General features: G+C 64.9%; 13 protein-coding genes. 6 read left to right on the top strand and 7 right to left on the bottom strand.

The window, feature by feature from the left end:
* Positions 1–30: 30 nt before the first annotated feature.
* The 3 genes from A3840_RS06340 to A3840_RS06330 are packed head-to-tail and all read right to left on the bottom strand — an operon-like array spanning position 31 to position 3165.
* Positions 31–897, bottom strand: coding sequence for a carbohydrate ABC transporter permease (locus A3840_RS06340; protein WP_425388839.1), 867 nt, complete (start codon positions 895–897; stop codon positions 31–33).
* A gap of 10 nt (positions 898–907) precedes the next feature.
* Entirely contained in the window at positions 908–1855 is a 948-nt protein-coding gene (locus A3840_RS06335) for a carbohydrate ABC transporter permease (RefSeq protein ID WP_082903697.1), read from the bottom strand.
* 14 nt (positions 1856–1869) lie between these two features.
* Entirely contained in the window at positions 1870–3165 is a 1296-nt protein-coding gene (locus A3840_RS06330) for an ABC transporter substrate-binding protein (protein WP_067453597.1), read from the bottom strand.
* 421 nt (positions 3166–3586) lie between these two features.
* Between A3840_RS06330 and A3840_RS06325 the strand changes: the two genes are divergently transcribed.
* A complete protein-coding gene (locus tag A3840_RS06325) occupies positions 3587–4510 on the top strand; it encodes a LysR family transcriptional regulator (protein WP_067453594.1) in 924 nt (307 codons plus the stop codon).
* A 41-nt stretch (positions 4511–4551) separates the two neighbouring features.
* Complete coding sequence (locus A3840_RS06320) at positions 4552–7464, top strand: FAD-binding and (Fe-S)-binding domain-containing protein (protein WP_082903696.1); 2913 nt, start codon at positions 4552–4554, stop codon at positions 7462–7464.
* Between the two features lie 3 nt (positions 7465–7467).
* Here A3840_RS06320 and A3840_RS06315 read toward each other — a convergent pair whose 3' ends face one another.
* On the bottom strand, positions 7468–8025 hold the full coding sequence (locus A3840_RS06315) for an SH3 domain-containing protein (RefSeq protein ID WP_082903695.1): 558 nt from the start codon (positions 8023–8025) through the stop codon (positions 7468–7470).
* 102 nt (positions 8026–8127) lie between these two features.
* Here A3840_RS06315 and A3840_RS06310 point away from each other — a divergent pair, with 102 nt between their 5' ends.
* From A3840_RS06310 to truB, 4 genes are all read left to right on the top strand, one after another.
* Entirely contained in the window at positions 8128–9147 is a 1020-nt protein-coding gene (locus tag A3840_RS06310) for a 2-hydroxyacid dehydrogenase (protein WP_067453591.1), read from the top strand.
* Positions 9148–9317: 170 nt separating this feature from the next.
* A complete protein-coding gene (locus tag A3840_RS06305; RefSeq protein WP_131798262.1) occupies positions 9318–9980 on the top strand; it encodes a hypothetical protein in 663 nt (220 codons plus the stop codon).
* Between the two features lie 33 nt (positions 9981–10013).
* Positions 10014–10424: a 30S ribosome-binding factor RbfA gene (gene rbfA, locus A3840_RS06300; RefSeq protein WP_067453585.1), complete on the top strand. Its 411-nt coding sequence runs from the start codon at positions 10014–10016 to the stop codon at positions 10422–10424.
* A 3-nt stretch (positions 10425–10427) separates the two neighbouring features.
* Entirely contained in the window at positions 10428–11336 is a 909-nt protein-coding gene (gene truB, locus A3840_RS06295) for a tRNA pseudouridine(55) synthase TruB (RefSeq protein WP_067453582.1), read from the top strand.
* Between the two features lie 46 nt (positions 11337–11382).
* On the opposite strand, the gene A3840_RS06290 is transcribed toward truB, so the two are convergent.
* Genes A3840_RS06290 through A3840_RS06280 form a run of 3 tightly spaced genes read right to left on the bottom strand, consistent with a single transcriptional unit; the run spans position 11383 to position 14199 of the window.
* On the bottom strand, positions 11383–11847 hold the full coding sequence (locus A3840_RS06290) for an MmcB family DNA repair protein (RefSeq protein WP_067453579.1): 465 nt from the start codon (positions 11845–11847) through the stop codon (positions 11383–11385).
* A complete protein-coding gene (locus tag A3840_RS06285) occupies positions 11840–13030 on the bottom strand; it encodes an MFS transporter (RefSeq protein ID WP_067453576.1) in 1191 nt (396 codons plus the stop codon). Before A3840_RS06285 ends, A3840_RS06290 begins: the two co-directional genes overlap by 8 nt.
* A complete protein-coding gene (locus tag A3840_RS06280; protein WP_067453574.1) occupies positions 13027–14199 on the bottom strand; it encodes an MFS transporter in 1173 nt (390 codons plus the stop codon). The genes A3840_RS06285 and A3840_RS06280 overlap by 4 nt, the downstream gene beginning before the upstream one ends.
* Positions 14200–14348 lie beyond the last annotated feature (149 nt).

The raw sequence follows: 14348 nt of genomic DNA, 5'->3' as shown, positions 1-14348 counted from the left end.
GCGGCCGGGCCGCATCCCGAATGAGGGGGGTTAGCGTTTCATGCCCGTCGTCGCGATGCCTTCGATCAGCAGCCGCTGGAACAAGAGGAAGAAGACGAAGATCGGCACCAGGCTGAGCACGCTCATGGCGAACATGCCGCCATAATCGGACATGCCGGTATTGTCGGTGAAGGTGCGCAGACCGAGCATGACGGTGTATTGGCGCAGATCGTTGAGATAGATCAGCGGGCCGAAGAAATCGTCCCAGGTCCAGATGAAGGTGAAGATCGCCGCCGTGGCCAGAACCGGCATGGACAGTGGCAGGATGATCTTCCAGTAGATCCGCCATGGGCCGGCGCCGTCCATGCGCGCGGCCTCGTCGAGCTCCTTGGGAATGCCGCGGAAGAACTGCACCATCAGGAAGATGAAGAAGGCGTCCGCGGCCAGGAATTTCGGCACGACCAGCGGCAGGATGGTGTTGACCCAGCCCAGGTTGAGGAACAGCACATATTGGGGGATGAGCGTCACCTGATAGGGCAGCATCAGGGTCATCAGCATCATGGCGAACCAGAAGCGGCGTCCGGCAAATTCCAGCCGCGCGAAGGCATAGGCCGCCAGCGAGCAGGCCACCACATTGCCGATGACCGACAGGGCGGAAATGACGAAGGAATTGATGAACAATTGCCCGAAACCGACCCGCAAGCCGTTCCAGCCGCGAACGTAGGAATCGAAGCTCCAGTTCGCCGATGGCAGGACGGAGACGCCTGAGGTGAAGATCTCGTTTTCCGGCCGGAACGACGAGGCCATGAGCCAGAGCAGCGGATAGAGCATCACGATCGAGGCGCCGATCAGCAGCACGTGCGAAACGATCGAGATGACCTTGCGGCGCGTCACAGACGATCCGGTGACCACGGTCAGGCGCTCTGCATCAGTCGTCATAATGCACCCAATATTTCGAGGTCAGGAAGGAAAAGGCGGTGAACAGGGCCACGATGGCCAGCAGGACCCAGGCCAGGGCCGAGGCATAACCCATACGGAAGAAGCCGAAGGCCTCGTTGTAGAGATAGAGCGTATAGAACAGGGTCGAGTTGATCGGACCGCCCGTGCCGCCAGAGATGATGAAGGCGGGCGTGAAGCTCTTGAAGGCCTCGATGGTCTGGATGATGGCGTTGAAGAAGACCACCGGCGTCAGCATGGGCAGCGTGATCTTCCAGAACTGGCGCCATTTGCTGGCGCCATCGAGACTGGCCGCCTCATACATGTCCTGCGGGATCTGCCGCAGGCCGGCGAGGAAGATGATCATGGGCGAGCCGAACTGCCAGACCGCCAGGATGATCAGGGTCCATAGCGAAGTATTGGGATTGGAGATCCAGCTCGGGCCCTGAATGCCGAAATTGGCCAGGAGCTGGTTGACCAGGCCATTGCCGGCGAACATCTGCCGCCAGAGAATGGCGATGGCCACCGAGGCGCCCAACAGGCTCGGCAGATAGAACAGCGCCCGGTAGAGCGGCAGGCCCTTCATGCCGCGATTGAGCAGGAGTGCAACGCCGAGCGCAAAGGCCAACTTTAGCGGCACCGAGAACACCACGAAAACGAAGGTCACGCGCATGGAGGCGGCGAATTTCGGATCGTTGGTGAACATGCGCATGTAATTGTCGATCCCGGCCCAGCGCGGGGCGGTGAGCAGATCGAAATGGGTGAAACTCAGATAGAACGAGGTGAGGATCGGCCCGATGGTCAGGCCGAGAAAGCCGATCAGCCAGGGCAGAAGGAAGAGGTAGCCCGGGGCGTGGTTCTGCCACACCCCGGACCAGAAGGATGGAGAGGCCACGCGGCCGGCTCCGGTTGAAGCACTTGTGTCGACCTGCGTGGCCATAGTCCCGTCCCGGATCAGCTAGCGCGCTGCAGAATGGCAGTGGCTTCGGAAACGAAGTACTGTCCGGCATCTTCCGGCGTGCGGGCGCCGAAGGCAACTTCCTGGCTGAGCACGCGCAGCAGCGACGCGTCGATCTCACCCGCGGCGGCCGGCGGCGGCGGCGGCAGAGGCCCGAGCAGATCGCCCAGATTGGCCACGAATTCGAGCGCGATCTGATCGGCTTCGCCCAGATCGGGCGCAACGGCCTCGCGAGTCTTGTCGATGCAGGGAATGCCACGCTCGACGCCAAGCACCTTGGCCGCTTCGAGGTCGTTGACGAAGAAGCTGAGATATTCGGCAGCCAGTTCCTTGTTGGCGGATGAGCCGCCCACCGAGAAGAACATGGACGGCTTGCGATAGTGACCGCCACCCACGCCCGGCGCGATGCGCGGGTAATTGGTAATGGTCAGGTTGTCGGTCATCAGCGTCCGGAAGGCCACGAGCTGGTTGGAGTTCGACGGCATCATCGCCGCCTTGCCCATCACCACCATGGTGGTCTCGAGCGGACCATTGGTGTCGAGCGCCTGGTCCTCGGCAGTCACGCAGATACCGTCATTGCGCAGACCCTGCCAGAGCGTGAACCATTCGACAGCCGCGTCGGCATCGAAGCCCAGCGTACCCTCGGCGGTATAGAGCGCCAGGCCTTTCTGGCGCAGCCAGTTGTCGAGCATGGGCTCGGACCCCGAACCATCGGCGATGATCCGGATGCCGCCGCGAATATTGGCAGCCTTGAAAGCCTCGCCCTTTTCGCGGATTTCGTCATAGGTGGTGTCGCGGTTCGGCGGCTCGATCCCTGCTTCCTCGAAGGCCGACAGGTTGACGAGCTGGGCCACCGAATTGGCGCCCAGGCTGATGCCGTAGAGCTGGCCGTCGACCTTGCCCCCTTCAAGCTGGTCTTCATCGAAGCCGTCCAGCTTGAGGGCGCCGCCGACGAATTCGTCCAGCGGCGCGATGGCGTTACGCTTGGCGTATTCGACGATATAGCGATAGTCCATCTGCACAATGTCGGGTGCGTTGCCGCCGGCGGTCTCGGTGGCCAGCTTGGGCCAGTAATCGCCCCAGGCCAGGAAGCTGCTATCCACGCTGGCCCCATTGGCGGCGGTGAACAGGTCGTTGACGGCATAGGTGCGGTCGGCGCGCGCCTGGCCGCCCCAGAAGAACTGGCGCAGGGTAGCACCCTGGGCCCAGGCCGGCCCCGCACCGAAAGCCGCCGCGGCAGCCAAAGCCGAAGATCCCATCAGGAACTGACGGCGTCTTAGTCGAATGCTCATTTGTTTCCTCCCATGAAACTTTACCGTTCCGACTCCCGGAACGAATGTGCCTTGGCAGCCTCCCCACCGCCAAATCACCAACTGGTTACTAAAGCACACACCTCGCAGGCATCATTCATTACCCCAGCTTAGCAGCGCCGTAACGCGATGAAACCGCACCATCGCAATTCCCGCAAATAACCAGCCGGTTACGGTCTACCATACTCGACTCGCCAAGGGCAACCTTCTTGTATGGAAGTTGACTGGCCATGCCTGCGCCGCTGTCGAGCCTTGTCGATGAACCTCCTCCTCATCCCGCTGCCGCCTCGCGGACTGCGTTATACGCGGAACCCTTCGCCGATAGTCTGGAACAAAAAATCTAGCTGGAAAACTACGAAATCGTCGGCGTATTATAGAGAAAATCTATGGTGTGAGGCGCGATATGGACAAGCTGTTGAACCAGTTCCTGGCGGTCGCCGATGCCGGCACGCTGAGCGGCGCGGCGACTGCCCTGTTCATCACCCAGCCCACCCTCACCTTCAACATGCGCAAGCTGGAAGACAATATCGGGGTGCCGCTCTTCGAGCGGTCCTCGCGCGGCGTACGCCTGACCCGCTATGGCGAGACGCTGTACGAAAATGCCCAATTAATGCGCCGGCTCTATGACAACACGCTCAATGCCATCGCCGATCAGCAGCGAGGCACCGAGCGCGGTCTGTCGCTGGGGTCCGGCTATTCCTGGTGGACCATGTTCCTCAAGGACATGGTTGTCGCCTATCAGCGCGAGTTTCCCAAATCGCCCGTGCAGATCAGTCTGGGCAATCAATTGCGGCTCATGGATCAGATGCTTTCGGGCGACATTTCCATGTTCCTGGCCCATGAGATCGATGGGCTGAGTTCGGCGATCGGCACCGATTTCGTGCCGCTGACCCGGGTCTATAACGCCTTCTTCGTGCGCGAGGGGCACCCGCTGCTGGGCGCGCCGCGACAGCAGGCGGAGGTCGATACCTATCCCATCGTCATCAGTTCGCTTGCCGAAAGCCGGCATGAGCGCTTCTTCGATCCGTCCCGGCGCCGGACCCGGGTGGAGACGGTGTTCGATCGCGCCACCTATGCCTTTCGCTCCAATTCGCTGGCCGCCTGCATCGATTATACGCTGGGCACCGATGCCGTGTTGCTGCACACCCATGTGATGCGGGATGATTTCCGCATGCGCGGATTGGTGGAGGTCGAACAGGCGGGAGAACCACGCCGGGCGGTGACCGGCATCTATGTGCTCAAGGAGCGACGTGGCGACGAGCGCATCGAGGATATGATCCAGCGGATCACCCGCGCGGCGCACGCCGTTCTGCCGCCGCTTGCGTGATTCCGCTTCGCGAAAGACAACTAACATGTTAGTTGTCTTTCATGCAGCAAGCCGTCCTGTCCTCCGTTCAGCCCCGTGCTCCCCAACCCGACCGCCTCGCCGCCGGCGAGCGCGTGGCCGTGCGCCTGCGCGGCCAGATAAAGGGCAATGTCTATACCGACCCGCTCATGACCTATGCCTGGAGCGGGGATGCCAGCTCCTATCGGCTGATCCCGGCCGTCGTGGTTTTCGTCAATTCCGAGGATGAGGTCCGGGCCGTGTTCCAGGCGGCGCGGGCGGAGGGATTGCCCGTCACCTTCCGCGCCGCCGGCACCTCCCTGTCCGGGCAGGCGGTGACCGATGGCGTCCTGGCCGTATTGGGCGATGGCTGGCGGAAATTGGCGGTGCATCCTGATGCCGCGCAGATCACATTGGGGCCGGCCGTTATCGTAGCCGAGGCCAATCGGGCGCTGAAGCCGTTCGACAAGAAGATCGGGCCCGATCCCGCCAGCCAGGCCACCTGCAAGATCGGCGGTGTGGTCAACAACAATTCCTCGGGCATGTGCTGCGGCGTGGCACAGAACACCTATCACACCATGGCTCGCCTGCGGATCATGCTCACGGATGGCACGATGCTCGATTCCGGCGACCCGGCAAGCCGTGACGCCTTCCGGCTGAGCCATGCCGCCATGCTGGAGCAATTGCATCAGCTCCATCACGAGGTGATGGCCGATGCCGAGCTGGCCGCTCTGATCCGCAAGAAGTACCGCATCAAGAATACGGTCGGGTATTCGCTCAATGCCCTGGTGGATTACCACGATCCCCTGGATATCCTGGTCCACCTGATCGTCGGTTCGGAGGGAACGCTCGGCTTCGTTTCCGAGGTCACTTACAATACGGTGCCCGAGCATCCCTTCAAAGCCACGGGGCTCATCCCCTTTCCCGACCCGCAATCGGCGGGGCGGGCCATCATCGAAATGGCAAATGGCGGTGTGCAGGTCACCACCGGCATCACCGCGGCGGAATATATCGAGCGACGGGCCCTGGCCACAGTCGAGCACCTGGCGCCTATGGCGCCGCTCCTGCCCTGGCTCACCGAGAATTCTCCCGCGGTGCTGATCGACGTCACCGCGCCGGATGCCGACACCCTCGCCGCCGAGATCGCCAAGGCCGAGGCGCTGCTGGCCCGGCACGGCGCCACCCATATCGATCTGTCGACCGACGAACATCGCAGCCATGCGCTGTGGGATATCCGCAAGGGCTTCTTCACCTCCGGCGGCGCCGCCCGTCCCAAGGGCACCTCGATGCTGACCGAGGATGTCGCCGCACCCATTGAACGGCTCGCCGAATTCGTCCTCGACATGCGCAAGCTGCTCGACGATCACGGCTACGACGACGCCATCATTTTCGGCCACGCTCTGGCCGGAAACCTGCATTTCCAGATGAGCGACAATTTCTCCCAGCCGGGCGCGGCCGAGAAATTCGACGTGTTCAACCAGGAACTCTCGGAACTGGTCTCGGTCCGCTATGGCGGCTCGCTCAAGGCCGAGCACGGCACCGGACGGGCGATCGCGCCCTTCGTCGAGGCGGAATGGGGCGGCAAGGCCTATGCCTTCATGCACCGCATCAAGGCAATCTTCGATCCCGAAGGGCTGCTCAATCCCGGCGTGCTGCTCAACGACGACAAGAAAATCCACGTCAAGAATCTCAAGGTCATGCCGCTGGCCGACGAAGTCGTCGACCTCTGCATCGAATGCGGCTTCTGCGAGCCGGCCTGTCCGAGCCATCACATGACGCTGACGCCGCGCCAGCGCATTGCCGTGACCCGCGAGCGCGCCCGGCTGCGCGAGACCGGCGAAGATCCGGCGCGCCTCGCACGCTTCGAGGCGGATTTTCAGTATGCCGGCATGGATACCTGTGCCGCCTGCAATCTGTGCTCCCTGCGCTGCCCGGTCGGCATCGAGACCGGTACGCTGATCATGAGCGAGCGCGCCAAAAGGCGGGGCGATGCGGCACGATCGGTCGCTCGTTTCGCGGCTGACCATCGCGGCGCCGTCGAGACCATGATGCGGGGTGGCGTGGCCATTGCCGATGCGGCCCGCACCATCGTTCCCGCCCCCGCCCTGGAGGCGCTTACCGACACGGCCCGGCGCCTCACCGGCAAGCGGGTGCCCCGGGTTTCGCGCGCGCTCCATCACGGGCCCGGAGCCCCCAGGCCGCGCGATACGCGCCAGGACCCGAGAAAGACCGGGTTTCCGGTTCCCATCGCCCAATCGGGCCGGCCGCAGATCGTCTATTTCCCGGCCTGCCCCAGCCGCATGTTCGGCGCACCGAAGACCGAGCACAATCTGCTGGCGACGCCGGAGGCGATGATGGTCCTGCTGGAGCGCGCCGGATATGAGGTGATCGTGCCGGAGCATCTCAATGGGCAATGTTGCGGACAGCCCTTCCAGTCCAAGGGCTTTCCCGAACAGGCGGCGATGGTCGGAGATGCGCTGATGGCGCAGCTTTCGGCGGATAGCGATGCCGGGCGCCTGCCCATCGTCACCGATGCTTCCACCTGCGCCAAGCATCTGAACGGACTTTCGGGGTCGGCAGTGGCCGATTCGCCGCAATTCCTGGTGGAGCAGGTGCTGCCCAGGCTGACGGTGACGCAGACATTGCCCAGCCTGGCCGTGCACCACAATTGCTCGGCGCAGCGCCTGGCCGAGCAGCCGATGACCGAGGCGATTGCCCGGGCCTGTGCCGACGAGGTGGCCGTGCTGTCCTCCATCACCTGCTGCGGCTATGCCGGGGACAAGGGCCTGTTCGTGCCCGAGCTCAACGCGCATGCCACGCGGCGGATGGCGCAGGACATTCCGGAAGGCTGCGCGCTGGGCGTTTCGACCGTGTCGACCTGTGCTTCGGGACTGACCGAGCATGGCGGCATTCCCTTTGTCAGCCTGGCGAGCCTGCTCGAATGGGCGACCCGCTGAGCCTCAGTCGAAGTCCTCGTCGGGATAGACGCCCCAGATCTCTTCCTGGCGCACCCAGCCCGAATAGGTCGCACGTTCGCCCGGCTGGCCGGCGGAAACCTGGCACCAATCGCCGTTGCAGGCACTGATCGAAACCCGCACGCCGCCGGCCAGCCGCGCCCGCAGGGGCGCATCGATGGACGGATTGGCGTGCATCTGCACCTCGCCATTGGCCATGACCGGCGCGGCATAGCCGACCCGGTTGCCGGCCAGAAGGCTCTGATGCACCCAGCCTTCGTCGCCTTCGAAATCGCGGATTTTCCGCCAGGTATCGAATTCCTGGATGATCTCCACCGGCACGCCCGGCACCAGGAAGTTCCAGGCGATCTCGTAGCGTGTGCCCGGGCCGACGCGCACATTGATGGGGCTGGAGCGCGTGCTGGCGAAGCGCGGCAGCTTGAGGCCGCTGGGATTGTCCTGCGCCGAAATTGGCTGCGGCATCGCCGCGAAGGCCATGACGAGCGCCAGAAGAACCAGAAAAAATGGGCGCACAAGGCCCGAAAAGGCGGGCAAACGGAACATCACTTTGCAGACGGGGTGGATTTGCCCTATCACTAGCCCATGATCCTTAATGGTCGCTGAAGGACGGGCGCAAGCCTGGCCCGGCCGCTGCATCCGGTACGAATGACTTCCAGCAAACCCAAGATATTGGTGACGAGGCGCCTGCCGGCCAGCATCGAAGCCCGCATGGCGACCCTGTTCGAAACCGATGTCAACGATGCCGACCAGGGACTGACCCCGGACGACATCCTCTCGGGCCTGGATGGCAAGGACGTGCTCGTCTCCACCATAACCGACCGGATCGACGCCGAGCTGATCGCGCGCCTGCCGAAAAGCGTCCGGCTGATCGCCCAGTTCGGCAATGGCGTGGACAATATCGACCTCGAAGCGGCCTGGGCGGCGGGCCTGACCGTCACCAATACGCCATCCGTGCTGACCGAGGATACGGCCGACATGGCCACGGCCCTGATGCTGGCGCTGCCCCGGCGACTGGTGGAAGGCACGCAGATGCTGCTGCGCGACCGCGCCTGGGCCGGATGGTCGCCGACCTCGATGCTCGGCCACAGGCTGCGCGGCAAGGCATTGGGCATCGTGGGCATGGGCCGCATCGGCACCGCCGTGGCCAGCCGCGCCCGGGCCTTCGGCCTGTCCATCCATTATTTTTCGCGCAATCGCCGCCCGCCCGGCGTGGAAAACCCGATCGAGGCCACCTATTGGGACGATCTCGACGCCATGCTGGCGGCGGTGGACATCGTGTCCCTGCATACGCCGCTGACGCGGGAAAGCCACGGCATCCTTTCGGCCGAGCGGCTCGCCGCCATGAAGCTGGGCGCCTATGTGGTCAATGTCAGCCGGCCCGAGCTGATCGATGAAAAGGCGCTGGTCGAGCAGCTCGAAACCTGCCACCTGGCAGGGGCGGCGCTCGATGTCTTCGACAACCAGAACGGCATCGATCCCCGGCTGCTGGCGCTGGCCGAAACCGGCCGCGTGGTGCTGACCGCGCATATGGCCTCGGCGACGCTGGAGGCGCGGGTGGAGATGGGCGAGGCGGTCATCGTCAATATCCGCACCTTCATGGATGGGCATCAGCCGCCTCATCGCCTTTTGCCCGAGACGCCGGTGGCGCGCGCGGCGCGCGGCTGACTGTTGCAGCAATTCCGCAACGGAACCGCGTTCGCCTGGCTGGCTCCCCACCGATCTTGCATGGCTTCGGTTTCCTCCCTAATGGTCGGCCTGTCCGGTGCCGCGCAGGGGGCGTGCGGGAGCGGACGTGACGGGGCAATCGCCTCATGTTCCGGGTTTAGGAGAGCCCCGTGTCCAGTATGAAGTCCGCCATGGTCCTTCTGGCCTGCCTGCTGCTGGCGATGCCGGCCGGCGCCCACCAGGCCGAAGCCGTGCCATTGGAGGTGGCGGCCGAGCACCTGACCTTGCGCGCCCTGGACCAGACCCTGGCCCTGCCGCTGCCGGACTGGACGGAATTGCAGGGCGCCGCGCCCGCCACCATGCTCGACCTGGTTTCGGTGCATTTCCGCGAAGCGGATGGACAGGCACGGCTGGAAATCTATCCGCGCGGCGAGGGCGAGGCATTGTGGAGCCGGCTTTACGGCGCCAATATCTTCGCTCAACCCGGCCTGACACTGGCCGACCTGCGCACGGCCATGATCGATGTCTATGCGCGGACCTGCCGCCCCGACCGGGTGGCGCTGTTCCAGCTCGAGCCGGACAATGGCGACGACATTCCCCCGCTCGGGCTTGTCTGCGGCGCCTACCGGGACCTTCCGGGCTATGCCGGACAGGGCGAGGTGATGATCATGGGCTTCTACAAATCCCCCGCCGGGGTGGCCGCGATCTACCAGGAATGGCGCGGACCCGCCTTCGACCCCGCCGATGCGAGCACCTGGCCGGTCTCTTCGGCAGAGGTCGAAACCCGCTTCGGCCAGTTCAAGTCGCAGGCGGCTTTGCGCCCCGTGGATTGACGGCGGACCCGGGAGGGCATAAGCCGCTTCCCCATGAAAAAAGACCATAAACCCGCCGGCCCAAGCCAGCGCATGCTGCGTGTCGGTGAACTGGTGCGCCACGCCCTGGCCGCCCTGTTCGCCCGCGGCGAAATCGAGGACGAGGCCCTGCGCGGCGCGGTCGTCACCGTGCCCGAAGTGCGCATGACGCCCGATCTCAAGATCGCCAATGCCTATGTGATGCCGCTGGGCGGCACGCATGCGGAGGAGATCGTCGCCGCACTCAACCGGCACCGCAAGTTCATCCGCGGGCGGATCGCGCCGCAGATCGATCTCAAATATGCGCCGGAAATCCGCTTCTTCGTGGACGACACGTTCGAGGAGGCCGGCCGGATCGACGCGCTGCTGCGCTCGGACCGGGTGAAGCGCGATCTCGACGACGATGCCGGCACGGACGAAGACTGAATCGTGACGCAAGCCAAATCCAGGAAGCGCGCCATCTCGGGATGGATCGTGCTCGACAAGCCCTATGACATGACCTCCACCCAGGCGGTGGGCAAGGTGCGCTGGCTGCTGTCGGCGGCCAAGGCGGGGCATGCCGGCACGCTCGACCCGCTGGCCACCGGCATCCTGCCCATTGCGCTGGGCGAAGCCACCAAGGCGGTGCCGCAGGTGCAGGACGGAACCAAGATCTACCGTTTCGCCATTGGCTGGGGTCGCGCCACCTCGACCGACGACACGGAAGGGGAAGTCATCGCCACATCCGATATCCGGCCCGAGCGCGGGGCGCTGGAAGCGGTGCTGCCGCGCTTCATCGGCACGATCCTGCAGCGGCCGCCGGCCTTTTCGGCCATCAAGGTGGATGGCGAGCGCGCCTATGACCTGGCGCGGGCCGGCGAGGCCGTCGAACTGGCGGCCCGGCCCATCGATATCGACCATATCGCCTTGATCGAGCACGGGACGGAAACCAGCGTGCTGGAAGTGACCTGCGGCAAGGGCACCTATGTGCGGGCGCTGGCGCGGGACATTGCCGAGGCGCTGGGCACGGTGGGGCATGTGACCAGCCTGCATCGGGCGGCCGTGGGTCCCTTCACCGACAAGGACGCGATCAGCCTCGCGGCGCTGGAAGCCGCCGAGGCGGGGCCGGCGCGCGATGCGCTGATCGCCCCCGTCGCGCTGGGGCTTGCCGGACTGCCCGAAATCCGCCTCGATGCCGGCCAGGCCGGCGCCGTCAGCCACGGCAATACGATCCTGCTCACCGGGGCCGGCGCACCGGTGGCGCTGGAGGAATGCTGGACCAGCTTCAAGGGCCAGGTGCTGGCGACAGGATCGGTGGAATATGGACAATTCAAGCCGCGCCGCGTGTTCAATCTCTGATCTCCCGGGGCGGCATTCTAGCGCGATGGAGCGCAGCGGGGATTGATTATCGGGGGCCGGGATCCATGAGGACATGGATGCGGTCGGCTCCCATGCGGACCAGCTTGAGCAGCAGCGCCTTGCGTCGGGCCGGGGCCAGCGGGGTATCGGGGCTGTCGCGCAGAATGGCGCCGTCATGTCCGTCGGCGACGATCAGCCCCTCGCTGGCGGGAAAGATTTCCGCATCCAGCTCGGGCGGCTTGGCGAAGAAGAACTTGTCGGAAAATTCCCGATATTCGGGCCATTTGCGATCGACCTGAAAGTCGATCAGGCTCGACTTGATCTCGACGATCCAGATCTCGCCCTTCGGCCCCACGGCCAGGATATCGGCCCGGCGGCCATTGGCCAGGGGCACTTCGGCGTAGCAGGCCATGTCGTGCCGCTCGCGCAGCATGCGCATGGCCCCGCGCTGCACGCGCAGCGCGGTGGCCGATTGGCGCAGATCGACAATGGGCGGCAGGTCCTCAGCCATTGGGGCCCAGGGGTTCGGGCGGCAGGCCGGGGGGCGCCGCCACTTTCCGTTCGCCCAGGGCGAAGCTCGAGGCCCAGAGACCGGCCAGGAGCAGCGGCAGGCAGACCAGGTAGGACGCGCGGATATCGATGAATTCGGCCACGAAGCCCAGGAGCGGCGGGGCCATGAAGAAGACCACGAAACTGACCTGCCCGAGCGCGGCGACATTGACCGAAGCCGGCCTGTCGGTGCGCTGCGCCGCCGCCGACACGGCCAGCGGATAGACCGCCGAACAGCCGGCGCCCATGAGCGCGAAGCCCAGCAAGGCCAGCTCGGCCGTGGGCGCCGTGCCCACCAGCAGCGCGCCCAGGCTGGCAAAGCTGAGCATGACCATGGCCACGTTGCGCGGCCCGTAGCGGGCGACGATGGGATCGGCGGTGAGCCGCATCAGCGCCATGAAGAAGGCGAAGAGGGTGAGACCCATGCCACCCACGAAAGGCTCCACCGCGAAGACATCGCGCATATAGATGGCCGACCAATCGATGCCGGCGCCCTCGACCAGGAAGGCGGCGAAGCCGATGAGGCAGAGCGGCAGGAGCCCGATCGTGGGGAAGGCGAAGCGGTGATTGTCGGCATCGCCATGCGCCCGGACCGGCTTGGGCTCATTGGTGGCGCCATAGATGAGATAGCCGCCCACCAGAACCACGATCACCGCGATGATGATCATGTGCAGGCCGGCCGAGAGGCCGGACTGGCGGATCATGGCGCCGAACAGGGCGGTGATGAAGAAGCCGACGCTCCAGAAGCCATGGGCGCGGTTCATGAAGCGCTTGCCGGTGCGGGCCTCCAGCCGGTCGATCTCGACATTGAGATTGATCTCCAGCGCGCCCGAGAGCAGGCCCACCAGGAAGAGCACGGCGAACATGAAGGGGGCGCTGGGCAGGAAGGGAATGGTGGCGAAGAGCAGCGAGGGCCCGAGCGTGGTGAAGAAGGCCGTGGTGCGGAAACCCAGCCTTTCGATGACCGGCGCACCCACGGTCAGCGAGATCAGCGAGCCGATGGACATGCCGATCATGGTGAGGCCCAGCTGGCCTTCGCTGACGCCCAGATGGGTCTGGATATCGGGCAGGCGCGCCATCAGCGCCCCGGTGGTGACCGCGAAGAAGAAGAAGCAGGCATAGATGCGGTGCGGGGGGGCGATCATGGCGTCACCGTTCTGGTTACCGGGCGGCTGGCCAGGACATGGGCCGTGGCGAAACCCAGCAGCACCAGGGGAATGCCGATGCCGAAGGTCCAGCGAATGCCGAAATGCTCCGCCACCAGGCCCAGAAGCGGCGGGCCCAGGAGGAAGGCGGTGAAGGAAAATTGCGCCAGGGCGGCCACGTTGATGGCAGCGGGCCGATCGGTCTGCTGCGCCGCCGCCGACATGGCCAGCGGAAACAGCGCGCTCGAGCCGATGCCGATCAGCGCAAAGCCCAGATAGGCGGCCCAGGCGAACGGCGCGATAAAGACCAGCACCACGCCGATGAAAAGAATGGCCAGCAGGACGCGGGCCACCGCGACGGGGCTGTAGCGCTCCACGAAGCCATCGGCGAAGAACCGCGCCAGGGCCTGCGAGCCGGCGACGATGGCCACGGCGATGCCGGCCCAGAACGGCTCGGCGGTGAACATGTCGCGCATATAGATGGCCGACCAGTCGATGCCGGCGCCCTCCATGAGCAGGGCGGAGAGGCAGACGCCGACCAGCAGCATGATGGGCATGGTGGGCCGGGCGAAATGCGGCGTTTCCTCGGTGCTGGACCCGGTGCGGTGCGGCGCCGGCTGGAACTGGCCGAGCAGGAGCAGCGTCGTGGCCAGGATGACCGGGATCATCACCATCAGGTGCCAGCGCGGCTCCAGCCCGCTCTGGGCGATGAAGGAGCCGACAATGCCGGCCGCGAAGAAGCCCAGGCTCCAGAAGGCATGGGCCCGGCTCATGATGCGGCGGCCGATGGCGTGCTCCACCCGGTCGGCCTCGACATTGAGGATGATCTCGATGGCGCCGATGGTCAGGCCGACCGGCACCAGCAGCAGGAAGAACATCAGCGGGCCCTGGGCCCACATGGCCAGGGCATAGAGCGCCGACAGCAGCGGAATGGCGACCAGCAGCACGCGACGATAGCCGACGGCCTCGATGAAGCGGCCGGCAAAGGTCAGCGAGATCAGCGTGCCCACGGCCGAGCCGATCAGCGCCAGGCCGAGCTGGCCCTCGCCCACATTCATGGCGCGCTGAATGTCGGGCAGGCGCGGGAACATGCTTCCCATGGCAAAGGAGTAAACGAAGAACGCCCCGAAGACCTTGATCTGGGGCGGCAAGGCAAGGCCGAATCGCATGTCTGAAAATGCTCAAGGAGATCAATCGCCGCCAAGCTAGGACATTTCGCGCGACCCGAGAATAGGCTTTTGTAACGTTACCATGGACAGGCTTTTGCGCCGGACGGTCAAAAAACCTCCGGGTTTGAAACGTCGATGGAAGCCCCGAG

The sequence above is a fragment of the Devosia elaeis genome (assembly GCF_001650025.1).
Lineage (GTDB): Bacteria > Pseudomonadota > Alphaproteobacteria > Rhizobiales > Devosiaceae > Devosia > Devosia elaeis.
The sequence above is the reverse complement of the archived record's forward strand: the minus strand, read 5'-3'. Positions and strand labels throughout refer to the sequence as shown.